Origin of the sequence: Flavobacterium sp. 102, from assembly GCF_003634615.1 — a bacterium.
In the GTDB taxonomy this organism is placed as follows: Bacteria; Bacteroidota; Bacteroidia; order Flavobacteriales; family Flavobacteriaceae; genus Flavobacterium.
Map to the genome: position 1 here is coordinate 1,127,352 of NZ_RBKX01000001.1, position 24,308 is coordinate 1,151,659.

Sequence of the window (24,308 nt, forward strand, 5' to 3'; positions counted from 1 at the left end):
TTGTACAATAATATTAAAAATAAAAATCATGAAATACATTTTAACCGGTTCCATCGGGAACATTAGCAAACCTTTGGCAAACACCTTAATTGCAGAAGGACATCAAGTCACCATCATCAGCAACAACGAATCTAGAAAAGCCGAAATCGAGAATCTCGGAGCCAAAGCGGCTATTGGAAGTGTGTCAGACAAAATATTTTTAGCCAATACTTTTTCAGGTGCTGATGCGGTTTATTTAATGATTCCACCGACGTTTAGTGTAAGTGATTGGTTAGGCTACCAAAAAGAAATTGCAGAAAATTTTGTAATGGCTATACAACAAAGCGGTGTGAAAAACATTGTCCAACTGAGCAGTATCGGAGCGCACATGGGTGAAGGAGCCGGACCAATTGACGGATTGGCCTATTTGGAAAAAAGATTGGACGGCATTGAAGGTATTAATGTGATAAAATTGCGTCCTTCTTATTTTTACACCAATTTCTATACTTTGATTGATATGGTGAAACACGCCGGAATCCTTGGTTCCAATTTAGGGGAAGGAGACCAACCGTTTGTCCTGACGCATCCAGAAGATATCGCTGATGCTGCTGCAAAACATTTGCTAGCATTGAATTTTAAAGGACAAACGGTTGAATATGTTTCGAGTGATATTCGTTCGTTTTCGGAGATTGCCACTGCGTTAGGAAAAGCTATAGACAAACCTGAATTGCCATGGATTAATTTTTCAGATGAAGATACGTTACAGGGAATGTTACAATCCGGTCTTCCTGAGGTCTTTGCTAAAAGTTATGTGCAAATGGGAAAATCAATCCGCGAAGGTTTAATTCAGGAAGATTATTTCAAAAGAAATGAGAAGCCTCAAGGAAAAATAAAACTCGAGGATTTTGCTAAAGAATTTGCTCAAGTTTATAACAATTAAAAACAAAACCCGTTACGAGAGTAGCGGATTTTTTTATAATATCTTTCTCTCATCCCATGAATAATTGGGTGTTTATTGCTTCATTTGGGTTAAAGCAAAATATTTTTTAGTAAGTTTGAAAACCAAATACCACTATAATGCTAAGATTTTACCCAAACGAAGTGTTTCGAGAAATCGAATTAGAATTCCCATTGACGTATAGATATGCGGTTTCAAATCGAGGAAGATTGATTAGTTTTACTAATGAGTTTAAAGACGGGAATATTTTAAAAGGCTCCTATGCTGATGGTTATAAGACGCTTCGTTACGGAAAGCGCTTAAACGGAAAAAGAATTTACAAGACTATTTTTATTTATAAATTGGTAGCTGAGCTTTTTATACCAAAATCTTCAGAAGATCAGCAGTATGTTATTCATTTAGATTATGTAAGGGACAATGACACCTTAAATAATTTAAAATGGGCAACTTATGAGGAAATGATGGCGCACAGAAAGAGAAGTCCGCACGTTATCAAAGCGAAGCAAAACCTACTCGAATTCAACCTAAAATCAGACGGTAGAAAATTGACGATAACTAAGGTGATTCATTTAAAAAAGTTACTCAACAAACCAAATCAGAGTACACGCATGAAAATGTTGGCCAAGCAATTCGGAATTAGTGAAATGCAGGTCAGCCGAATCAAACGCGGCGAAAATTGGAGTCACATCAAGATTTAATTACTCAAAAATAAAACCCGTTATCAATGTAGCGGGTTTTTTTATTAGGAGCGATAGTTTCGGGCATTTTTGGCCCCGAAGCTTCGGGGGTATTTCCCGCTTTTCGTTGCAATCTTTTTTATTGTTTTGTCATGCTGTCCCGAGACTTCGGGAGTCGAAGTACAAAACAATAAAAAAGGATTTCCTCTTCAATCGGGGCTAAAGGATAAACCATTTGAATTTCTGTAGATTCAAACTGACCACTACAACTGTATCTGTCGTTCAATCTGCTGTTCTAAAGAAATAAAAGTCTCCGTTCTCGAAACGCCGTCAATAGGCTGTACTTTTTTGTTGAGTAGTTGCATCAAATGTTCGTTATCGCGACAAATCATTTTAATCAGAATCGACCAGTTTCCTGTGGTATAATGACATTCCAACACTTCCGGAATCTTCTTCAGTTCGCGAACCGCATCCGAATTGCTTGAGGCTTTATCCAAATAAATCCCAATAAACGCCATTGTTTTATAACCTAAAACTTTGTTGTCAATAATAAATTTAGATCCCGAAATCACACCGGCATCTTCCAATTTACGCAACCGTTGGTGAATTGCCGCACCCGAAATACCAATCTTGTTGGCAATTTGTAAAATGGGTTTTCGGGCATCTATCATTAAGTCGCGAAGGATTTCTTTGTCTATCCCATCAATTTCTATTTGTAGTTGATTGATCTTCATTGCTGTTATATTTAAAGTAAATATAACAATTCACTTTAAATTTTTAACCACAAACCTATATTTAAGTTCACTGCAGATTTATAGATTTTTATTTTTTAATCTGCGAATCTGCGGTTTTTTTTTAATTTCCCAACAGCTTATCCGGATTATAGCCAATATAAGGCATTTCGGTTTCTTTGAAAATCACCCCGAAATCTTCCAATTCTTTTAAGATGGGTTCGTAAACTTCTTTGCGAATCGGCAATTGCACGCCGGGCGTTTTGATGTTACCGTTTAGGATTTGTAAAGTGGCCATCGCTACCGGTAAACCTACGGTTTTGGCCATCGCGGTATAGGTTTGGTCATCGCCTATGCAAACCATTTTGGAGTCGATTTGCTTTCTTTCGCCATTGATTTCGTAGCCAAATTTGTGGTACATGACAATCATGTCTTTGTCTTCAGGTTGGAGTGACCAACTTTCACTTAAAATGTGTTCTAAGATTTGCGCCGGAGAAGCATTTTTAAGTCCTACTTTTTTATTTGGGTTGAACAAATCCAGTTCCAATAATTTGTCCCACATGATGTCGTCTTGCTCGATTCCCAATTGGATTCGGGTTTTGATTTCCACAGAATCCGTTGGTGAATAAGGCAAAAACGAATTGATGAAATCGCGGTAGCTCATGTTTTCGGAATCTTCCATCACATAAGTGTCATCGGTCATCCCGAGTTGGACAAACATGTTCCAAGCTTTGGAATAACCTACACGACGAATTGTTCCTCTGTATAAAGTTAGGATATCATCTAAGCCGTATACGCTTCGGTATTTAAGAGAATCACGGTTGCCATAACCTTCAAATTTGCCATAACCTTCGACTTCCAAAAACTCTGTTCTGCGGAATAATTTGTGGTACGGAATGTATTTGTATTTGCCTTCTTGGATAAACTTGGCTGCGCCACCTTGTCCCGCCAAGACTACGTTTCTCGGTGCCCAAGTGAATTTGTAATTCCATAAATTGGTATCGCTTTCCGGAGCGACTAAACCACCACAAAAGGACTCGAATAAAATCATTTTTCCACCTTTGCTTTTGATTTCATCAATGACTTTCATCGCGCTCATGTGGTCGATTCCCGGATCAAGTCCGATTTCGTTCATAAAGACTAAGCCGTTTGCTTTCACTTCGGCATCCAAACTTTGCATCGCATCTGAAACATAAGAAGCCGTCACCATGTTTTTCTTGAAAGTTACACAGTCTTTTGCCACATCAATATGCATGTGCGCCGGCAACATCGAGATGACGATATCGGCTTTTTGAATTTCGGTTTGGCGTTGGTTTACGTTATTAATATCCAAAGCAATGGCTGTCGCGTTTGGATGGTTGTTGGTTTTGCGTTGGGCTAACTCTAAAGACAAATCGCCAATCGTCAAGTGCAAATTCTCTTGAGCCGATTTGTTTAAAAGGTATTGTATCAGTGATGATGCCGAACGTCCGGCGCCTATGATTAAAATATTTTTACTCACCGTTAAAATTGTTTTTTTTGTGTTCGTAAATCTTCGATTTCATTCGTTTGTTTGTTGTGTCGCAAATGTATGAATTTGATTCCAACAAAAAAGCCCATCGTTTCGGATGGGCTTTTGTTTATTCTAAACCTTCTAACTCTTCGAGTTCTTTTTTAGCTTCTTGTTTGGTTTCTATTTTTTGTTGTTCGAATTGGGTATCTATGGCAACTTCGTCTTCAATCAATAAAGTTTTGCCAAGGACCACAACAGAGCAGAGCGCTGCTATTATTAGTATTATTTTCGGGAACTTCTTTTCACTTTCTTCCGATTTTTTTAAAGTCAGTAAACCAAAAATAATAGCCAAACCAATAGGTAGGAAAGCCAACGTATCCATTGGTAAAATGGTAAAGGCGATGCCAAGCGCGCCAAAAAAACAGGCTAAAATTAAAAACAGTTTTCTCATGATTTCTTTACATTAAATTCCGGTTGCTGAGGTTAAAACCAATTGTCCGGTACCGACAGGAATGCTGAATTTCAACAAAGCCGGTACTTTTTTCGCATCAGCGGTTAGCCAAATTAGGTTTTTATCTTTACCGCGTAAGGCATCAGTTTTAGCGCCAATCGAAAGTTTGTAACATTCTTTTTTGCCTAAATTTCCAGCGTTAACGGTTTCTTTCCCCATGTATTTTAAGGTGACCGGAATTTGTTTTTCGTCGAAAACAATCATTAAAGATTGGGTTTGTCCCACTTTAAATTTGCTAAAATCCATCGTTCTCACTTTATACAAAAGAGAAATAACATCTTGTGTAGAACCGCCAATAGTAAAGGTTTTATGGGTTTCGGGCTTGTTTCTTTTCTTGACTATGCTGTTTACGGTATTGCCTTTGAAAGTGTATTTTTCTTTTTTGGTATAACCGCCTTCATCTATGCTTCTTTTGTACAAACTCGGTTTTAGATTCACCGGATTGACATAAGATTCGTAAATATCTCTAATTTTAAAAAATGAATCCCATTTACTGTAAGTAGATAATTCACAACTCATATGCAAATAGGAATTTTTAGCAGTGGTAACGGTTTCGGTACTCATGGTAACTTGTGCCAATTGCGTCAATAAACCACTCATGTTATAGGAACCTGCAAAAACCAATTTTTCACCTGATTTGATAGGTTGGCTTTTTTGAGGAGCAAACGAGCTAAAAACAAAAACAGCACTTAGTATGTAAAGTAATCTCTTCATAATTAAAAATTAAGGTGCAAATATAAAATTTTAAAAAAGTAATCCCGAAACTTCAGGAAAAAGAAAAGTGAAATTTCTTTATTTCTAAGAAGATAACGGATAAATTAGCGAATTAGTATTCAAATCAAAACCAATGGAAAGAAAAATTAGCAGTGTTGCAGTTATAATGGGAATGACCGCAATCATTTTAGGTGCATTTGGCGCACACGCTTTGAAGAAACAATTAACCGTTGAAGAGTTGGTGACTTTTGAAACCGGTGTCAAATATCAAATGTATCATGCTTTATTTTTACTGTTTTTAGGCCTTACTTCTTTGGTAACTGAAAAAAGCAAAAAAATGATTTTTCAATTAGTGATTTTTGGCGTGATTTTCTTCTCGGGGTCAATTTATTTATTGGCGACCAAAACCATAACCGGAATCGATTTTAAACCTTTGGGAATCATAACGCCTATCGGTGGAACCTTGTTAATATTGGGCTGGATAGTTTTGTTGTGGAACATTCTTAAAGATAAAAGATAATATTTTTAATAAAAAAAATAGTTTCTATAATTTAATTTTTACCTTTGTCGTCTGATTCATAATACAACACAAACTAAATTTATGGAGAACTACGCTCAAATTACGAAATCGATTTCGTTAGAACAATACGGAATCAAAAACGTTAACGAAATTATCCACAACCCATCTTTCGAAAAATTATACAATGACGAGTTAAATCCAAACTTAGAAGGTTACGAAAAAGGGCAACTGACAGAACTTGGAGCCGTAAATGTTATGACCGGTGTTTTTACCGGTAGATCGCCAAAAGACAAATACATAGTCAAAGACAATATCACCGAAAACAGTATTTGGTGGACTTCAGATAAAGCGGTTAACGACAACAAACCGATCAATCAAAACACTTGGGAAGCTTTAAAAGAAACTACAGTTGACCAACTTTCAGGAAAAAAATTATATGTGGTAGATGCTTTTTGCGGTGCCAATGAAAATACTAGATTAAAAGTACGCTTCATCATGGAAGTGGCTTGGCAAGCGCATTTTGTAACCAATATGTTTATTCGTCCGACGGAAGAAGAGTTGGCGAATTTTGGCGAGCCTGATTTTATCGTGATGAACGGTTCTAAAACTTCTTTCAAAGATTATGCGGCTCACGGATTGAATTCAGAAGTTTATGTGGCTTTCAATTTAACTGAAAAAATGCAGTTGATTGGCGGTACTTGGTACGGTGGCGAAATGAAAAAAGGAATGTTCGCTATGATGAACTACTACTTGCCATTACAAGGAATTGCTTCAATGCACTGTTCGGCCAATAAAGGGAAAGACGGCGATGTTGCGGTTTTCTTCGGATTATCAGGAACTGGAAAAACGACTTTATCTACTGATCCAAAACGGGAATTAATCGGTGACGATGAGCATGGTTGGGATAGCGAAGGTGTTTTCAACTTTGAAGGAGGTTGTTATGCTAAAACGATAGATTTAAGCAAAGAAAACGAACCGGATATTTATGGTGCTATTAAAAGAGATGCCTTATTAGAAAACGTAACGGTTGATGCTGATGGCGTAATTGATTTCAAAGATGGTTCGGTAACACAAAACACCCGCGTTTCTTATCCGATTAACCATATCCACAATATTGTAAAACCGGTTTCTAAAGCAGGTCATGCTACTAAAGTAATCTTCTTAACGGCTGATGCTTTTGGAGTAATGCCGCCGGTTTCTAAATTAACTCCGGAGCAAACACAATATTATTTCCTTTCAGGATTTACGGCTAAATTAGCCGGAACAGAAAGAGGTGTTACGCAACCGGAACCAACATTCTCTGCGTGTTTTGGGAAAGCATTTTTGACTTTGCATCCAACAAAATACGGCGCAGAATTGGTCAAGAAAATGGAAGAAAACAATGCGAAAGCTTACATGGTAAATACCGGATGGAATGGAACCGGAAAACGTATTTCAATCAAAGATACCAGAGCAATTATAGATGCTATCTTAGATGGTTCTATTGAAAAAGCTACAACTAAAACTATTCCGGTTTTCAATCTAGAAGTGCCAACTTCTTTACATGATGTTAATCCGGCAATTTTAGACCCTAGAGATACTTATGCAGACGCCGCTGAATGGAATGCAAAAGTATCCGATTTGGCTTCAAGATTTATTAAAAATTTCGCTCAATATACCGATAATGAGCAAGGGCAAAGCTTAGTAAAAGCAGGGCCACAGGTATAACAAACAAACCTAACCAAAGAAAAAAGCCATTCAATTTGAATGGCTTTTTTTGATTCTATCTAATAGTATTTTTATTTTCCTTTATTGGCGTCAGCAATATACTTTTCCAAAGCCATAGTCATCGATGGTGTTTCCGGTGTTGGTGCTAAGATATCTATACGCAATCCATGCTCTAGAGCTTCTTTTTGTGTTGTGCTTCCAAAAACTGCAATACGTGTATTGTTTTGTTGGAAATCAGGGAAGTTTTTGAATAATGATTTGATTCCGGTTGGACTAAAGAAAGCCAAAACATCATAATATACATCTGCCAAATCAGACAAATCACTCATTACGGTTTTGTAGAAAGTCGCTTGTGTCCAATCAACTTTTAAATTGTTTAGTGTTTGAGGCACGTCATAATTCAATTGGTCTGAAGCCGGTAATAAGAATTTTTCTTCTTTGTATTTTTTTATCAATGGTGATAAATCAACAAAGTCTTTTTGACCCACATATATTTTGCGTTTTCTGTACACTACATATTTCTGTAGGTAAAAAGCAATCGCTTCTGATTGGCAAAAATATTTTAAATCTTCCGGAACTTTATAACGCATTTCTTCAGCCACTCTAAAAAAGTGATCTACCGAATTTCTACTAGTCAAAATTATTGCTGTATAGTTGTTAAGGTCAATTTTTTGAGCCCTAACGTCTTTTGCACTAACTCCTTCTACATGTATAAATGAGCGGAAATCAACTTTTACTTTGTGTTTTTGCTGTAATTCAAAATAAGGAGAATTCTCCACTTTTGGTTCCGGTTGTGACACCAGAATTGTTTTCACTTTCAAATTTGACATTTTAATGCGCTAAATTTTTTGTAATCATATAATAAATGAAATAGTATGGAGCTATTTCAAGTGCGCAAAGATACAAAATAAAATAAAACAACTTCCCGATGATTAAGTTTTGATAAATCTTCAACGAAACCAAATAAGAATACAAGTTTATTATTAAAATGACACCAATAACGCAAAAAATCAAAACATTTGATGAAGTATTGTTATAAAACAAGTAAATGTTAATAGGCAACAAGAGCAATCCGATAAACGTTCTGTAACTCACTTTCTGCAAATTGAGTTGTTCTGTGAATTCCTCAATGTTGAATGTGGTTGCAATAATCTTTTCAATTAAGAATTTGGAAAGTACAAAGACACCGAAGAAAGTAAAAATTCGAATAAAAAGCACCCAATCGGTTTTAGAAATATAACCAAAGTGACTGAGAACAATTTGAATGAAAAACGAAAAGGAAATGATTTGAACAATGAATAACAATATGGTAAAACCACTCATCAAATGGGAAGTGTCTTTATAAACCTTAATGTATTTGTCCGATACTAAAATCCTTAGAAAATCATTGAATCTGGTTTCAAAAGCAGTTCTGGTGATTGCAATTAAAGCAAACGAAAAAACAAAAAGAGAGGTTGCCCAATCTTGGCTTTCTAAAACTCTCGGCACTAAAACAGTTTCTATCATAATCTCGACAAAATTACTAATTTTTTATTTGTTAAATTATTATATAATTATTAAGATTGGACGAAGATAAAAAGTTTATTTTTGCACAAAAGTATGACTGTATCTATATGAGCGACGCCATTGTAATTATTCCTACCTATAACGAAATTGAAAATATCGAAAGCATTATTCGAGCCGTTTTTGCTTTGCCAAAAACTTTTCATGTTTTAATTGTTGATGATAATTCACCCGATAAAACTGCGGATAGAGTAATGGAGTTACAAAAGGAATTTCCAAACCAATTGTTTCTGGCTTTAAGAAAGAAGAAATCCGGATTAGGAACAGCTTATGTACACGGTTTTAAATGGGCATTGCAAAATGATTACAATTATATTTTCGAAATGGATGCCGATTTTTCACATAACCCGAATGATTTGGAAAAATTGTACGATGCTTGCCATGAAAATGGCGCTGATTTATCCATTGGGTCACGTTATGTAACCGGTGTTAATGTGGTGAATTGGCCTTTGAGTCGCGTATTATTGTCTTATTTTGCTTCGGTGTATGTTCGAATGATTACCGGAATGAAAATCATGGATGCTACCGCCGGATTTATTTGCTACCGCCGCGAAGTGTTAGAGAAAATAAATTTAGATGCCATCAAGTTTATTGGTTATGCGTTCCAAATAGAAATGAAATATAGGGCTTTTGCCAAAAATTTCAACATACAGGAAGTTCCGGTTATCTTTACCGATAGAACCAAAGGACAATCCAAAATGAGTGGCGCCATTATCAAAGAAGCCATCTTCGGCGTTATTTCGCTGAGATTTAGGAAGTTTTTAAACCGATTATAAAATACCCAAAAATGAATACCGTTTTAATTAAGAATGCCAAAATAGTAAATGAAGGAAAGGTTTTTGAAGGCGATGTTTTGATTGAAAACGAATTTATTGTCGAAATAGCCGAAAGCATTAGTGCCAAATCAGCCAGTTGCAAAATCATCGATGCCGAAGGAAGTTATTTAATTCCCGGAGCGATTGACGATCAAGTGCATTTTCGGGAACCCGGATTAACGCACAAAGGCGATATCGCTTCCGAAAGCAGAGCTGCGGTTGCCGGCGGAATCACATCATTCATTGAACAACCGAATACCGTTCCGAATGCGGTTACCCAAGAACTTTTAGAAGATAAGTACCAAATAGCAGCCAAAACTTCTTATGCGAATTATTCGTTTATGATGGGCGGAACCAATGACAATTTGGAAGAAATTTTAAAAACCAATCCCAAAAATGTCGCCGGAATCAAATTGTTTCTAGGCTCGTCAACCGGCAATATGTTGGTAGATAATCAAGAAACTTTAGAAAAAATATTTTCGTCTACCAAAATGCTGATTGCTGTTCATTGCGAAGATGAAGCAACGATTAAAGCCAATTTAGAACGATACAAACTCCAATTTGGTGAAGACATTCCGGTAGAATTTCACCATTTAATCCGAAGCGAAGAGGCTTGTTATTTGTCGTCATCCAAAGCGATTGAATTAGCCAAGAAAACCGGTGCGAGATTACACGTTTTTCATTTGTCAACAGCGAAGGAAATGGATTTGTTTACCAACAAAATTCCGTTAGAAGAAAAGCAAATCACCGCTGAAGTTTGTATACACCATTTATGGTTTTCTGACGCCGATTATAAAACCAAAGGCAATTTAATCAAATGGAATCCGGCGGTGAAAACTGCAGATGACAGAGAGGCTTTGTGGAAAGCTTTATTGGATGACAGAATTGACGTAATCGCTACTGATCATGCGCCACATACCTTAGAAGAGAAAAGGCAGACATATCTGAAAGCTCCATCTGGCGGACCATTAGTACAACATGCTGTAGTAGCAATGTTTGAAGCAGCCCATCAAGGAAAGATTTCGATTGAGAAAATTGTAGAGAAAATGTGTCACAATCCGGCGAAGATTTTTAAAATTGAAAAGCGAGGATTTATCAAAGAAGGTTACTATGCCGATTTGGTTTTAGTGAATACCGGTTTGCCATGGAATGTAAAAAAGGAAAATATTTTGGCCAAATGTGGTTGGTCGCCATTTGAAGGCTATAATTTTAAATCGAGAATTACCCATACTTTTGTGAATGGTGAATTGGTTTATAAGAACTTTAAAGTAATTGAAAAGCCTGTTGGGAAACGATTGTTATTCGACAGATAAAATCGAAGATTTAAGAATTCCTATTTAAAAAAATAAAGATGAGTAATAGATTTATTTTAATTGGTTTGCTTTTAGCGTTTATCGGTTGTAACCATACGATTGATAAGCCCGATAATCTGATTGAGAAAGACAAGATGATTGATATACTGTATGATATATCATTACTCGAAGCCATAAAATCTCAAAATATTAGTGGTGGAATAAGCAACAATAATGCTAATACTTACCTCTACAAAAAATACAAAATCGACAGTATTCAGTTTGCCCAAAGCAACAAATACTATGCGTCAGATATTGAGGAATACAAGAAAATGTTTGAAGAAGTCAAAAGCAGATTAGAAAAGCAAATCCAAAAGATTGGAGGAAATCCTAATGAAGTCGGTGCGCCTATAAATCCTGAAACGCCTCAAGTACAATAAATGTTGTTATTGTAATTCAACCACTTCTTGAATAACGAAATCAATGCTTTGGAACTCAAAATCCAGAGCATTTTTTATTTTGTCATTCGATATAAATTCGTTTGACAGTAGGGCGTTGGCGCTGTATTTTGATAGTTTTCTTTTAGTTCTGAAGAAAGTAGAACAAAACCAATCCATTCGCCAACCCATGGCGAGCATCCAAGGTTTGGCTTCCATTTTAGGTTTTTTGACCATTAGTCTTTCGGCGATTTCAAAAATTACTTTTTTGAAAGTCAGGTTTTCGGCTACAACCGAAAAACGTTCTCCGACAATGTCGCTTTTCATCAATTGGACCATGATTTTAACTACATCGGTAACGCCAACATAACCGGTTGAACCATTGGTGTAAAACGGAAAGCCTTTTTTGATGGCCGAAAAGAAAACACCGCTTCCTTGATGCCAAAAACCTGCGCCAAAAATCACACCGGGATTGACAATTACAACATTTAAACCTTCTTGTTGACCGCGCCAAATTTCCATTTCGGCACCATATTTTGAGATGGCGTAATCACTGTGTAAGGCTTCGGGATTCCATTCGGTTTCTTCGGTGATTTGTTTTTCGTGAGGTTTTAAGTCGCCCAAAGCGGCAATAGAACTCACATGACAAAGTTTTTTTACTTTGTGGTCAATACAAAGATTGACAATGTTGGCTGTACCTTCGATATTTACTTTTCGAAGTTGGTCTTCGTCATTGGGATCATACGAAATTAAGGCGGCGCAATGGTAAACATATTCGATATCTTCGAAAGCCTTTTCTAACGCCGGAATATTGTTAACATCGGCTTGAAACCACTCAATTCTTCTAAACAAATGGTCGCTCAGATAAAGCGAAAAAAGATCCATTGTTTTTTTGATGGTGTGCGCTTGGCGATAAGTAGCGCGAACTCTATCGCCATTTTCTACCAATTGTAGTAGTAAATGCGCTCCGACTAAACCAGTTCCGCCTGTGACTAAAATCATTTGGTAAAGATAATTAGATTGTTAGATTTTTAGATGATTAGATTTGAGAAAAAGTAAGCCTTTGGTTAATCTTTTAGCCTTGATTGTAATGGCACGAAGTATAATGGAAAGCAGATTTGATATTAAGAGGAGGACTGCCAGTGGCAGTCAGGTATTTTTAATTTGACTTAAAATAGAATAACCTGAATAATAGCCCCGATTGAAGCAAGCTACCGTGTAGCGCGTAAAGCGGGAGCAAGTGTCTTACAAAAAGAAAAAGCCGTGCTCCTAAAAATTCGTAATTCGTAATTTGTAATTCCTAATTCTGTTTATCTTTGCGCTCATTAGAATAATTACGTTGGCACGAGCCTGCAAGGCGACTGCATCGAACACCAATAACAAATATTGACTTAGTGAGATGAATAATTTAGTAGCAGAATTGCAATGGCGTGGCTTGGTTCACGATATAATGCCCGGAACAGAAGAGCAACTTTTAAAGGAAATGACCACGACTTATATTGGGTTTGACCCAACAAGTGATTCGTTGCATATTGGGAGTTTGGTGCCGATTATTTTATTGGTTCACCTGGAGAAATTTGGGCACAAACCAATCGCTTTGGTTGGTGGCGCTACCGGTATGATTGGTGATCCTTCGGGGAAATCTGACGAGAGAAACTTATTGGACGAAGCAACTTTGGAGAAAAATGTGGCGGGAATCAAAGCGGTTTTGTCACGTTTTTTGGATTTCAATTCGACTGCTGCGAATGCGCCGATTTTGGTGAACAATTATGATTGGATGAAAGATTTTTCATTTATCAATTTTGCGCGTGATGTTGGTAAAAGAATTACCGTGAACTACATGATGGCGAAAGATTCGGTAAAGAAACGTTTGAGCGCGGAAGGCGAAGGCATGAGTTTCACGGAGTTTACGTACCAATTGATTCAAGGGTACGATTTTCATCATTTGTATAAAACATATAATTGTTTGTTGCAAATGGGCGGAAGCGACCAATGGGGAAATATTACTACGGGAACGGAATTAGTGCGAAGAATGAATGGAGAAGGTGCAAAAGCTTATGCGATGACTTGTCCGTTAATTACGAAAGCCGATGGTTCTAAATTCGGGAAATCCGAAGGCGGCAATGTTTGGTTGACTGCGGATAAGACTTCGGTTTACAAGTTTTACCAGTTTTGGGTAAATACGACCGATGTTGATGCAGAGAAATACATTAAGATTTTTACGTTTTTAGATGCAGCGACTATTGATGCTTTGATTGTTGAACACCAAACGGCACCACATTTGCGTGTGTTGCAGAAACGTTTGGCAGAAGAAGTGACGACTTTAGTTCACAGTGCAGTTGAGTTGGAGAAAGCGGTTTTTGCTTCGGGCGCATTTTTTAGTCCGACCATGGATGATTTGAAACAATTGGACACTAAGACTTTCTTAGAAGTTTTTGAAGGCGTTCCGCAAGCGGAAGTTGAAAAAGCAGCATTAGAAAACGGATTAGATATGATTGCGGCGCTTTCAGCTAAAACAGGTTTCTTGGCTTCGAATAGCGATGCGCGTCGAGAGTTGCAACAAAATTCGATTTCGTTGAATAAAGAAAAAGTAGCTACGGATTATTTGATCACTGAAAAGGATTTGATTAACAACCAGTTTTTGATGCTGCAAAAAGGGAAGAAAAATTACTATTTAATCAAAGTGATATAACATAAAAAGGAATCGAATAGGTTCCTTTTTTTATTCGCCTAAGTCGATTGCTATTTTATTGGAAGTAAACCAGCCTTTGGTTAGGGTTTTGTCATGTAGCACTTCTTTTTTTTCTTCTTCAGTGAAATTTTGTAGCAGTTCTTCAGCCATTAAGTTGATGTGGAGCTCGAGATAGTGCTTTTCTTTTTCTTCTATATAGTATTCGATAACATCATTTTTATGGTATCGGGTTTTGTCCCAAACCAGAATCGCTTTAAAATTTTTCGTTTCTTTTGGTTCCAATTTTTGAATGTTTTCTAAAAAGCTTTCTTTTCTTATTTGGGATAATTGTTCGGGTGTTCGGCTTTTTATATAATTCATCAAAGAATCTCTGTACGTATTGTAAGCTGCTTCGTCTTTGAAGTGGCGGGTTTTTCCTTTTCCGGTAAAGATTCCGTTGACCTCTACTGACGCTTCGTTTTCATAAACTTTATAATAGGGATTTGGGCGTAACGAACCGCCGCCAATTGGAATTACACTCGTGGTGTCTAAAACAAAAGAAATGGGTTTGTCGGTGAGATTGGTGATCTGATATTGCAAAGTGAATTCTCTGCTGCCGTCATCAGTATTGGAAGTTTTAATCGAATTGATTTTTAACTCAATGGGTTTTGATTGAGAAAAAACAGTAATCGAAAAAAGGAATAGGACTAAATATCTCAAGGTTGTATTTTTTATAGAAACGCAGAAAAACGAATTTTATTATAGCACCATCAAATTGCAACCGCGAATATCTGAATTGTCAAAGCGACCCAGTATTTCAAAAGAATTGTTGGTGTATTTTTTTCCTAAATCTTGCGTAGCGATAAAGGAACACGAATTGATATTCGCCAAGTCAATTACGTTTACACCGCCGGTTTTTCCGAAATCGACGTAAGTCAAAGCGTCTTCAGTGTCACGAACAAGGATTTGCGTCCAAGCCGGACACTCGAAAATACCATTGCCTAAAGAATACGCTTGCGATAACAATTCAGTCATGCCATATTCAGAATGGATACTCGAAACCCCAAAACCTAGGCACAAGATTTCATGCAATTCTTCGCGGATGATTTCTTTGCGTTTGCCTTTCATGCCACCGGTTTCCATGATGATGGTGTTTTTTAATTGAAAATTTTGTTTCTCAATCAAATCCAATAAAGCATAAGTGACACCAATCAAGATTACATTCTGACCTGAGTTATCCAATTCAATCAATTTCGAAATCAATTCGTCGTAATTGTTCAGGTAAAAACCGCTGTGCTCATTGTTAGACAATTCGATTAAATCTTTCACCATGTAAATCAAAGACGAACCACTGCGCTCCAAATAGGATGGAAGCAAGGCCAAAACGGCGTAGTCTTCGATGTTGCCATAAAATTCGGAGAAAGCCAAGCGGTAACTTTGTTCGTAAAGTGAAACATCAGTAACTAAGTGTTTGCTGGTAATCATTCCGGTGGTTCCGCTGCTGGTGAAGGTTTCCTGAATTTCATCGGTATTAGAAACGACAGTATGACTTTTAAAAAACTGGATCGGGAGAAACGGAATTTGTTGTAATGATTTTACTTTTTTAACATCGGTATTTAAAAAATCACAGAATTCACGATAGACTAAATTATTTTCGTATTGGTAACGAAAAACCTTTAGCGCTATTTTTTCAAATTGCTTTTGAGAAGAAATGGTGAATAGGTCTTGTGAATCAATCAAGGGATAAATTTTTTACTTCGTACAGTTCGACCTAAAGGTCTCGAGTGGCAAAAGTAATAAAAATAAAAAAGCCCTCTTTTTAAGTAGAGGGCTTTTTGGTATAGAGTTTAGAAATTAGTTGATGACTAATTTTCTCGCAGTTGTTTTACCTTCTTCAGTAATTTTAACCACATAAACACCGTCTCTAAGGTTGCTTACGTTGATGGCATTGTCAGAAGTGGTTGTGTTTAAAACTTGTTTGCCTAAGATGTCGTAAACAATAACTGTTTTTTCTCCATTAACCGCAGTTTCGATAAACAAAGTTCCGTTAGAAACCGGGTTTGGATATACTTTTAAGCCAGTGATTTCGTTTTGTTGTGTTCCTAAAGTAAAGTTAGGTGTTACCTCAATTCTTAATTCGTCAGCAATGATGTTTGGGGTGTTGTTTGCATTTTCTTGTCTGAACATGAATCCACCTAAATTAGCGAATGCAGTTGCAGGCGTAACACTAATTGTTGGAGCCGCACTTCCGCCAACTGTAGGATTGATGAATAACGATAAAGTGTTTCCTGTGAAATTATAACTCAACACAACATATTGAATGTCGCCGGCATTATATAAAGTCGGATCCCAAGCAGTTGGACTTCCAGCAGTTCCTAAGCCATATTGGTATTTATTTGCATTTTTTCTTATCCAAAGTCTGGCATTAGTTGTAGCGCCAGCGTTATCTGTAAACAAAGCAAAATAAGTGTTGGCTAGATCGTTCGTAACATTGGTTAAATCACTTGCAGTCATTATAAATGAAGCATATACAAAACCGCTGTTTGTACTGGTAAATAATGTTCTTGATTCTCCACCGGTACCTACAAAAGTGATTGAATTTCCAGAAGCCGTAATTCCCGGATAAGCCAAACTTCCTGCTGCGATAGTAATATTATCACCAGTGTTTACCAATGTCCACTTTTGCTCAGCGTTTAACGAACCACCAACAGTGTATGGGAATGATTCAAGATAAGGTAAAGGATTAACCGGTTTGCATTCAGGAGAAGTAATAATTGATTGGTATGGACAAGTGCCATTTGTAATACTTAAAGTTAGGGCTGTGTTTTCTGCAACGCCTGAAACAATAATATCGCCTTCTGCGACACTACCGGGATTGTCACCGCTTACAGTACCAGAAGATGGAGTGATAGTATAACTTCCTGAACCGCCACCTGTATAATGAATAGTTGCTGTGTAAGTGTCTAAACTTAAAGTTGAAGCATCACACACGGTGGTTGGAATTCCCAATACTAAAGTACAGGAAGGGTCAAAGCTTGATAGACTTATGTCATCAATTCTGATTTGGGCACCGACTAAGTTGGGTTGCGTAAATCGTAAACTTAAAGTGCTTGAAGAAGGAATAACGCCACCGCCGATAGTGATTAAATTCCAGCTTGCATTGGCGTTAGGGGTATAAGTCAATGAAGTCCAAGTAGTTCCATTGGTGCTATATTCAACAATCAAGACTGCATTTGCAGGAGTTGTATTATAGTTGGCTTGATAAGCAAATTTCAATTGTAAGTTCGCAGCAATGTAAGTCGAAGTATCTAAACCGTCAATTTGAAAATACTCATTAGCATCTGTTGTATCTGATAAAAAAACATTTACACTTCCCGAAGCGCCAACATATCCGGTTGAAGGGGTAGACGTTCTCATGTCGCCTGTACCTGAATAGACAATTGGGGATGGGTTTTGAAATCCTGTATAGGCAGTAATAACAGGGTTTCCGCTTGCTGTTGTTCCCATGTTTTCAGAATAAAACGTCTGTCCAAAAGAAACAGAAGTCATTGCTAAAAGCAATAAAGAGTAGATTTTTCTCATTTTAAATTTATTTATCTTACAAATATAATGACAATATTAAAAACAAGAACGATAAGTTTGGTTGTTATAACAAGTATTGAGGAATATTTTTAAAATATTTTGTTTAAGATTATTTAAAATCAAAAAGCCCTAACTTTCGTCAGGGCTTTTTTTTATAGATATTACTAAATTAGTTTACCACTAATTTTCTTGTAGCCGTTTTACCTTCTTCAGTAATTTTAACCACATAAACACCACCTCTAAGGTTACTTACGTTAATAGCATTATCTGAAGTGGTAGTATTTAAAACTTGTTTTCCTAAGATGTCATAAACAGTAACTGTTTTTTCAACATTAGTAGCAGTTTCGATAAACAAAGTTCCGTTAGAAACCGGGTTTGGATATACTTTTAGTCCAGCAATATCATTTTGTCTGATGCCTAACGCTGAAGTTGTAACATAAGCCCAATCTGTAGCGATTCTTAGTTCGTCAATCTGAACGTCTGGTGTTTCAGTAGTGCTGTCCTGTCTCAAGATAAAATTAGAAACTGTCGCTAAATCTGTACCAGTATGTGTGTCGGTTATTGTGGCTGCAGGTGGTGTACTGCCGTTCAGTACTGGGTTAATCCATAAGTTTACACTGTCATCACTAGCATCTGCACCGAATGTATATCCAACAACAACAAAATAAGTTTGCCCTGTAGTATAACTAGCGGATGTCCAAGTCGTGTTGGCAGCATTAGCAGTTCTAACTTCAATTCCAAGATTGTACGTTCCATCATCAACCTTTTTAGTCCATAAGGTAGCGCCAAAATTTGTACTGCTTGAACCTAGAGTTGCAAAGTAACCACCATTAACATCTGTTACCAATGCCATAGAACCAACGTTTAAGATAAATGAATAATAAACAGTTCCGGTTGTTTGTGGTGTGAATTGAGTTGAAACATCATTTCCTGCTCCGCCATAGATTACAAAACCATTAGTAGATGTTAAACCCGGATAGGCGGCCATGGTTCCACCTGCAACAATGATTTCGTCACCACCAGCAGTGATATTTGACCATTTTTGGCTTTGTGATAAATTACTTGCTTCAGCATAGTTAAATGGCTCAGCATACGGCAATGTATTGATTGGTTTACACTCCGGTGCGTTTGCACTAGTATTCAAATTACACGTTCCGCCTGTTATTGTTGCTGAAAAATTTGTTCCTTCAGCTACACCAGAAATAGTGATGTTACCAGCAGCAACAGTACTTGGATTGTCGCCACCAACAGTTCCTGAGGTAGGTGTTATAACATAAGTTGCATTGCCACCACCAGTGTATGGAATGGTTACGGTATATGTGTCAAGCCCATAAGTTGAGGCATTACACAAAGTTGTAGGAGTGCCTAAAGCTAAGGTACATGAAGAAGATACACTACTTAATTTTACATCATCAATTCTGAATTGTCCAAATGCAGGATTTGGTTGTCTGAATTTTAAAGACAAAGTAGTTGATGAAGGAATTTGTCCGCCAGCAACAGTTACTAATGACCATCCTGTAGCACTCGCTGTAAAGGTAAGAGGTGTCCAAGTAGTTCCGTTAGTACTATACTCAACTGTTAGTAAATTTGTGATGGAAGTTGTGTTTAGACCAAACGATAACTGAAGGTCTGCTGATTGGTATGCTGAAGTATTTAATCCGTCAATTTGGAAATACACATCGGCAACATTAGTTATAAAAACATTTCTCCCTGCAGAAGCTCCGGTGTAAGTGCCTGAAACTAAAGTAGACCTTGTGTCAGCTGTGCCAGAGTACAAAATAGGACTAGAGTTTTCAAATACATTGGCAGCAATTGAAAGTGTTCCTGTTGCAGTTCCCATGTTTTCAGAATAAAACGTCTGTCCAAAAGAAACAGAAGTCATTACCAAAAGTAATAAAGAGTAGATTTTTTTCATTTTTTTAAATTTAATTAGCCTACAAATATAATGACAATATTTGTTAGCCGAAAAAAAGAATGTAAAAAAATGATTAAATAAAAGTTAAAACTACAAAGAATAACTATCTGACAATTAGTTTTCTAGTGGTAGTGGTTTCTCCTTCTGTAATTTTAATGATATAAACGCCGGGAGGAATAGAAGTAATGTTCAATTCTTTAGAAGAAATGGTAGTTTGGAGTACCTTTTTACCTAAAACATCAAAGATAAGAATCTCTTTATCCAAAGAAGTTTTTGAAGTGATGTAAATTTTTCCGTTACTAACAGGGTTAGGATAGAAACCAAGCGTTTCTCCTTGTTGCTTTCCGTCTTGTGCCATTGACACTAACGTAAACAATAAGAAAAAGCAAGTAGTTAAAAAGTAGTTTCTTTTCATGACACTAATTTGGTTATTACAAAGATATAAAATATATTTCAAATATTGTACCAAAAAAAATCCCTCAATCACAATTAATTGAGGGATTAAATTTATTTGTATGGTTTTTTTATGGCGCTAAGTTAGTTCCGTTTACAGTTGCCCATACTCCTGTTGAAATATTTGCTCCTGTTGCACTAGCACTTGTTGTGTATTGTCCGGTTGGGAAAGTAACACTCAAGGCTCCGGCTCCTAAGTACTGAGAAGTTCCATCATTGATTTTTACAGTAGTCAACTTTATTTTGTTTGCGTTAACTTGGTCTGTATTGGTTGCAGCATCTTGAATTCTAACAGCTGTCGAATTGGCAGTAGTATATCCTGAAATTACAACATTAGTAAAATCACCATTTCCTTGTTTTTTGAATTGGATAGCATCATATTCCGCTGCTGAAGAACCGCCTTCTGTAACTGTTCCGGCTGCTCTTACTAATGTAATGTTTGAAATTACCGGCCAATAAGCGTTGTTGTTATTTGAAGCTTCGATTTCCATTCCGAAATTACCTGTTCCCACTTGGTATGCATACCAGTTAGAATTGTTTTGGCCTTTCCATCCATCTTGCCAGTCAAATGAATCATCATAATTTCCATAAGAAATTATATTGGTAGCGCTCACAGTTCCACCGTAAAACTCATAACCGTCATCAGCTCCTTTGTATGAAACTAAATGGTCTAAAACTGTCCCTGATCCAACTGAATAGAATGAAAATCCGTTCATTTCACTTGTTCCGTCAGTAATTTTTTTACCGGCATATTCCACTCTTACATAACGCAAAGTTCCACCATTATGAGTAGCATTTGTTCCGCCATAAGATAGATTTAATCCATCTTCAGAAGTTTTTGTAGTTACACCACCAGCACCATTAATTGGAGCATCACCATACATGATGATACCGCCCCAAGAGCCTGGTGTTGCAGAAGGCTCTGTCAATACAATCGGTTGAGCAGCCGTTCCGTTCATAATTAATTTTCCGCCATTTTTTACAACGATAGCATCAACACCATTAGCAGCATTAGCAGTGATTGTTGAACCTGCATCAAAAGTTACTGTAACACCATTTTCTATAGTTACAATTCCATTCAAAGTATAATTTCCAAAAGCATATGTTTTGTTTGTAGTGATTGATCCGGTTAATTCTCCTTCTACCGGTTGAATTGTTCCTTCATCATCATCAGATGAACAGCCAACAAATAATGTTGATAAAATTGTAAGACTTAAAAATAAATTTTTCATTTTAAATTGTGTTTTAAATTGTTTCGACAAAACTAACTCAGGTGTGTTTTTTAAATGTTTGGTTATCATTATTTAAAGGTTATCGCTAAATTATTTAATTGTAAAACCAATGTTTCCTTATCATAAACAAAAAAGAACTCCGAAGAGTTCTTTTACTTTTTAGAATGTATAAGATAAACTGGTTGAGAATCCTATACCTCTTTTGTAACTTTCTAACAGAAGTGAAGATTCGTCGATACTAATTTCGCTCTTGTCTCCCAATTCTCTTTTATAAGTAGGATTCAAAATATTGTCTATCGAAAATTTGATATCCCATTTTTTATTGATAGTACTTCCCCATACAAAATCCAGTTTGTGAAAAGGTTTTTCATAGATATGGTCATTACCGGCAACACCAACAGCATAGATTCTTTCGCCATAAACATTATATACCAATGAAGTCGTGTTTTTCCACTTTGGATTTAAAAGGAATTCATATTTTAAATCGGAATTGATTAACCAACTTGAAGCTCCTTGTAATTTTCTCTTTTCAAAAGTGTCAAAATAGCCATCACGGTTTTTGTCAACTGTCGCTTCCGTAATCATGAAAGAAGTGTTGGTTCCAAAGGAAAAACCTTCAAGATTTTTATTTAAACGACTCAATTGAACAAGGAATTCGAACTCGGCACCGAAAAGTGTGGCACTTTTATTATTGAAATAAGTTATGGTTTGTCCGCTTCCGGTAGCACTTGCTTGAACCGTTCTTTCTATTGGATTGTCAATGTATTTGGTAAATAAAGTGGCAGCAAATAATTCGTTTTTGGTTGGAAACAATTCGAATTTTACGTCAATATTGTAATTTTCACTGTTTTCAATATTTGAGTTACCTCTTTCGGTTGTTCCGTCAGCGTTGATTAAGTTGATATCTAAACTTTCAAAAAGTACCGGTTTTGTATACGTTTTGGAAGCTGCGAAACGAAGATTGCTATTGTCATTAACAGCATACTTAACATTGATAGAAGGTAAGATGTACAGATTTTCGTTGGTTTTCTTTCTGTAAGGATTACTAATTGGGTCCACAATCGATTTGAATTTGTACTCACGGATTGTATTCTCTGCCCGAAGTCCTATGTTAAATTCCAGTTTTTCAGAAAAATTATATAGAAATTTAGTGTACAAAGCATCGGCTCTTTGCATTACTTTGGTTTTCCATTCGGCAGAAGATTGTTCCGTAAACGAAAGAAAGTTGCTGGCAATATCATCTTGAATCGCTTGGTCAATATCATTCACTACTACGTTGTATGGTGTAGCACCTGAGTTTGGCACACCAAAAGTAAATCTGAATTTTGACACCATGTATTCCGCAAAACCATTATATCCGAAAGAGAATTTGTGTTTTTTGTCTTCGCTTTTGCCAAATTTATAGTTGTATTCTAAATTACCTGACATATGGTAATTGTTGTCAATATTGAAAAACTGACGCAATAAGTTGTTACTACCGTATTGAGTGTTGATTTCAGTTTCGCTGATTTTAGTTCCGGTGATGAATTTTCGGTCCGGTTGACTGTATTTGGTTCTGGTAAAAGACAAACCACCTCTTACCGAATGCTTATCATCACTTGTAATTTTGTAGTTTCCAAAAAATTGATTGGTAAAATAATCCGATTGCTCATATTGGTTTAATCGAATAAATTCGTTTGGATTGTCTACTGCTGTTCTGGTATAACCTACTTGGTCTTGTACAATATTTTCGGTTGATTTCAAATATAAGGTATTGTATAATAGCTTTATGCGGTCTGTTTTGTACTGTAAACCAACTAATACTGAAGATTGCGTTTGAAATTTATACTCTTCTTTCACCAAATTATTGTCGTAAATACCTTGACCTTGTGAAAAGGTTCTGTCAACTCCTTTTCGAACTTGATAGGTGTTGTCAAAATTAGTGGCGAATACATAGTTCAGTTTGTTCTTATTCTTACCCAAATAAAATTTCCCTGAATGACTTACGCCAAAACTAGTGTTTAAAGGTGATGTAGTTTTGTTAACATCCCAACTTGATTTATAGTCGTTGTCAATTCTTCCGTTAGGAATAGCGCCATATCCCGAAGGCAATTGACGTTCTTTTCCACCAAAACCAAAAAAACTTTTAGTATTGTCAGCATCCGTAGAAATTAAAAAATCACTTCCGTTGTTGTTAGTAGTATAACCAACACTGTAACTTATTTTGGTTTGACTTTCCTGAGTTTGACTCGTAATAACATCAATAGTTGCACCGGCGAAATCACCATAAATGTCAGGATTAAAAGTTTTATAAACATCCATATAACCCACAACATCTGTTGGAAATTGGTCTAGAGGAATTATTTTTTTAAATGGACTATTTGAAGGAACAGCCAATCCATTAAGTAATAAATTATTGTAACGGTCTTCCAATCCTCGGATAAACAAACCTTTCGATTCTACTTTTGTAATTCCGGAGATTTTAGTTAATCCTTCTTCTACTGTTGAAACTCCTTTTCTAGACATTTCCTGTGCGCCGATACTTTGTTTGATCTCCACCGCTTTTTTCTGTTCCAATAATAAGGCAGTTTCTTTTTCACGGCTAACTGTATTTTGAATTACCACATCTTGTAACTGATAACTTCCAGAGCCTAATGCTTTATTGATGGTAAGCGTTTCGCCAGCTTTAACTACAATTTGCTCTTCTATAGTTTCATATCCTACAAAGGTAAATTGAATGGTATAGGTTCCCGCTTCAATGGCGATTGTGTATTTTCCGGTTTCATCCGTAGTCACTCCAATTGCTGTACCTTTAATCATAACGTTAGCAAAAGGTAAAGGTTCGTTGTTTAAATCTTTATCTGTTAATGTACCGGTGATAGTTCCTTTGTTTTGGGCAAATCCGATAACATTGATAAGTAAAAAAGTAACAATAAATTTAAGTCTCATTTTGTCTTGTTTAATTTTGGTGCAAAGAAACCACCGTATTGTAAAGGTCATGTTACTTCATTATTACCATTTTGTTGGCTAGACATTACCAAATTGTTAACAGATTAAATTACGGTTAACTCAAGTTTCAT

At 36.4% G+C, this 24,308-nt stretch carries 22 protein-coding genes; 8 read left to right on the top strand and 14 right to left on the bottom strand.

Annotation, left to right across the window (positions count from 1 at the left end; translation table 11 throughout):
• Positions 1 to 28 precede the first annotated feature (28 nt).
• On the top strand, positions 29 to 919 hold the full coding sequence (locus C8C84_RS05045) for an NAD(P)H-binding protein (protein WP_121312501.1): 891 nt from the start codon (positions 29 to 31) through the stop codon (positions 917 to 919).
• A gap of 137 nt (positions 920 to 1,056) precedes the next feature.
• Positions 1,057 to 1,635 (top strand): NUMOD4 domain-containing protein, encoded by a 579-nt coding sequence (locus tag C8C84_RS05050; RefSeq protein WP_121312502.1) that lies wholly within the window; start codon positions 1,057 to 1,059, stop codon positions 1,633 to 1,635.
• 242 nt (positions 1,636 to 1,877) lie between these two features.
• On the opposite strand, the gene C8C84_RS05055 is transcribed toward C8C84_RS05050, so the two are convergent.
• The 4 genes from C8C84_RS05055 to C8C84_RS05070 form a co-directional block, all read right to left on the bottom strand.
• Entirely contained in the window at positions 1,878 to 2,348 is a 471-nt protein-coding gene (locus C8C84_RS05055) for an Lrp/AsnC family transcriptional regulator (RefSeq protein WP_121312503.1), read from the bottom strand.
• Positions 2,349 to 2,469: 121 nt separating this feature from the next.
• Positions 2,470 to 3,846 carry a saccharopine dehydrogenase family protein gene (locus C8C84_RS05060; protein ID WP_121312504.1) on the bottom strand — a complete coding sequence of 459 codons (1,377 nt, stop codon included), beginning with the start codon at positions 3,844 to 3,846 and terminating at the stop codon, positions 2,470 to 2,472.
• Between the two features lie 118 nt (positions 3,847 to 3,964).
• Complete coding sequence (locus tag C8C84_RS05065; protein WP_121312505.1) at positions 3,965 to 4,288, bottom strand: hypothetical protein; 324 nt, start codon at positions 4,286 to 4,288, stop codon at positions 3,965 to 3,967.
• A gap of 12 nt (positions 4,289 to 4,300) precedes the next feature.
• Positions 4,301 to 5,062 carry a DUF3108 domain-containing protein gene (locus C8C84_RS05070; protein ID WP_121312506.1) on the bottom strand — a complete coding sequence of 254 codons (762 nt, stop codon included), beginning with the start codon at positions 5,060 to 5,062 and terminating at the stop codon, positions 4,301 to 4,303.
• 133 nt (positions 5,063 to 5,195) lie between these two features.
• On the opposite strand from C8C84_RS05070, the gene C8C84_RS05075 reads away from it, so the two are divergent.
• Together C8C84_RS05075 and pckA are read left to right on the top strand one after the other, a co-directional pair.
• A complete protein-coding gene (locus tag C8C84_RS05075; protein ID WP_121312507.1) occupies positions 5,196 to 5,582 on the top strand; it encodes a DUF423 domain-containing protein in 387 nt (128 codons plus the stop codon).
• Between the two features lie 81 nt (positions 5,583 to 5,663).
• Positions 5,664 to 7,289, top strand: coding sequence for a phosphoenolpyruvate carboxykinase (ATP) (gene pckA / locus C8C84_RS05080; protein WP_121312508.1), 1,626 nt, complete (start codon positions 5,664 to 5,666; stop codon positions 7,287 to 7,289).
• 71 nt (positions 7,290 to 7,360) lie between these two features.
• Here the strand turns inward: pckA and C8C84_RS05085 are convergent, their stop codons facing one another.
• Together C8C84_RS05085 and C8C84_RS05090 are read right to left on the bottom strand one after the other, a co-directional pair.
• Positions 7,361 to 8,110, bottom strand: a complete 750-nt coding sequence (locus C8C84_RS05085; RefSeq protein ID WP_121314971.1) for a uroporphyrinogen-III synthase — start codon at positions 8,108 to 8,110, stop codon at positions 7,361 to 7,363.
• Between the two features lie 10 nt (positions 8,111 to 8,120).
• Positions 8,121 to 8,795 (bottom strand): DUF4271 domain-containing protein, encoded by a 675-nt coding sequence (locus C8C84_RS05090; RefSeq protein WP_121312509.1) that lies wholly within the window; start codon positions 8,793 to 8,795, stop codon positions 8,121 to 8,123.
• A 107-nt stretch (positions 8,796 to 8,902) separates the two neighbouring features.
• Between C8C84_RS05090 and C8C84_RS05095 the strand changes: the two genes are divergently transcribed.
• Genes C8C84_RS05095 through C8C84_RS05105 form a run of 3 tightly spaced genes read left to right on the top strand, consistent with a single transcriptional unit; the run spans position 8,903 to position 11,399 of the window.
• The gene (locus C8C84_RS05095) at positions 8,903 to 9,628 is read left to right on the top strand and encodes a polyprenol monophosphomannose synthase (protein ID WP_121312510.1); all 726 of its coding nucleotides are present in this window, start codon (positions 8,903 to 8,905) and stop codon (positions 9,626 to 9,628) included.
• Positions 9,629 to 9,639: 11 nt separating this feature from the next.
• On the top strand, positions 9,640 to 10,980 hold the full coding sequence (locus C8C84_RS05100; protein WP_121312511.1) for a dihydroorotase: 1,341 nt from the start codon (positions 9,640 to 9,642) through the stop codon (positions 10,978 to 10,980).
• A gap of 38 nt (positions 10,981 to 11,018) precedes the next feature.
• A complete protein-coding gene (locus C8C84_RS05105; protein WP_121312512.1) occupies positions 11,019 to 11,399 on the top strand; it encodes a DUF4296 domain-containing protein in 381 nt (126 codons plus the stop codon).
• 6 nt (positions 11,400 to 11,405) lie between these two features.
• Here C8C84_RS05105 and C8C84_RS05110 read toward each other — a convergent pair whose 3' ends face one another.
• Positions 11,406 to 12,398 (bottom strand): NAD-dependent epimerase/dehydratase family protein, encoded by a 993-nt coding sequence (locus C8C84_RS05110; RefSeq protein WP_121312513.1) that lies wholly within the window; start codon positions 12,396 to 12,398, stop codon positions 11,406 to 11,408.
• Positions 12,399 to 12,795: 397 nt separating this feature from the next.
• Between C8C84_RS05110 and tyrS the strand changes: the two genes are divergently transcribed.
• Positions 12,796 to 14,088 carry a tyrosine--tRNA ligase gene (gene tyrS / locus C8C84_RS05115; protein ID WP_121312514.1) on the top strand — a complete coding sequence of 431 codons (1,293 nt, stop codon included), beginning with the start codon at positions 12,796 to 12,798 and terminating at the stop codon, positions 14,086 to 14,088.
• A gap of 30 nt (positions 14,089 to 14,118) precedes the next feature.
• Here tyrS and C8C84_RS05120 read toward each other — a convergent pair whose 3' ends face one another.
• The 7 genes from C8C84_RS05120 to C8C84_RS05150 form a co-directional block, all read right to left on the bottom strand.
• Complete coding sequence (locus tag C8C84_RS05120) at positions 14,119 to 14,787, bottom strand: hypothetical protein (RefSeq protein WP_121312515.1); 669 nt, start codon at positions 14,785 to 14,787, stop codon at positions 14,119 to 14,121.
• A 39-nt stretch (positions 14,788 to 14,826) separates the two neighbouring features.
• Entirely contained in the window at positions 14,827 to 15,807 is a 981-nt protein-coding gene (locus C8C84_RS05125; protein ID WP_121312516.1) for an acyl transferase, read from the bottom strand.
• 114 nt (positions 15,808 to 15,921) lie between these two features.
• Positions 15,922 to 17,649 carry a T9SS type A sorting domain-containing protein gene (locus C8C84_RS05130; protein ID WP_121312517.1) on the bottom strand — a complete coding sequence of 576 codons (1,728 nt, stop codon included), beginning with the start codon at positions 17,647 to 17,649 and terminating at the stop codon, positions 15,922 to 15,924.
• Positions 17,650 to 17,818: 169 nt separating this feature from the next.
• Entirely contained in the window at positions 17,819 to 19,564 is a 1,746-nt protein-coding gene (locus tag C8C84_RS05135; RefSeq protein WP_121312518.1) for a T9SS type A sorting domain-containing protein, read from the bottom strand.
• A 103-nt stretch (positions 19,565 to 19,667) separates the two neighbouring features.
• The gene (locus tag C8C84_RS05140; RefSeq protein WP_121312519.1) at positions 19,668 to 19,979 is read right to left on the bottom strand and encodes a T9SS type A sorting domain-containing protein; all 312 of its coding nucleotides are present in this window, start codon (positions 19,977 to 19,979) and stop codon (positions 19,668 to 19,670) included.
• A 109-nt stretch (positions 19,980 to 20,088) separates the two neighbouring features.
• Positions 20,089 to 21,249, bottom strand: a complete 1,161-nt coding sequence (locus C8C84_RS05145) for a hypothetical protein (protein ID WP_121314972.1) — start codon at positions 21,247 to 21,249, stop codon at positions 20,089 to 20,091.
• A gap of 159 nt (positions 21,250 to 21,408) precedes the next feature.
• A complete protein-coding gene (locus C8C84_RS05150; protein WP_121312520.1) occupies positions 21,409 to 24,177 on the bottom strand; it encodes a TonB-dependent receptor in 2,769 nt (922 codons plus the stop codon).
• Positions 24,178 to 24,308 lie beyond the last annotated feature (131 nt).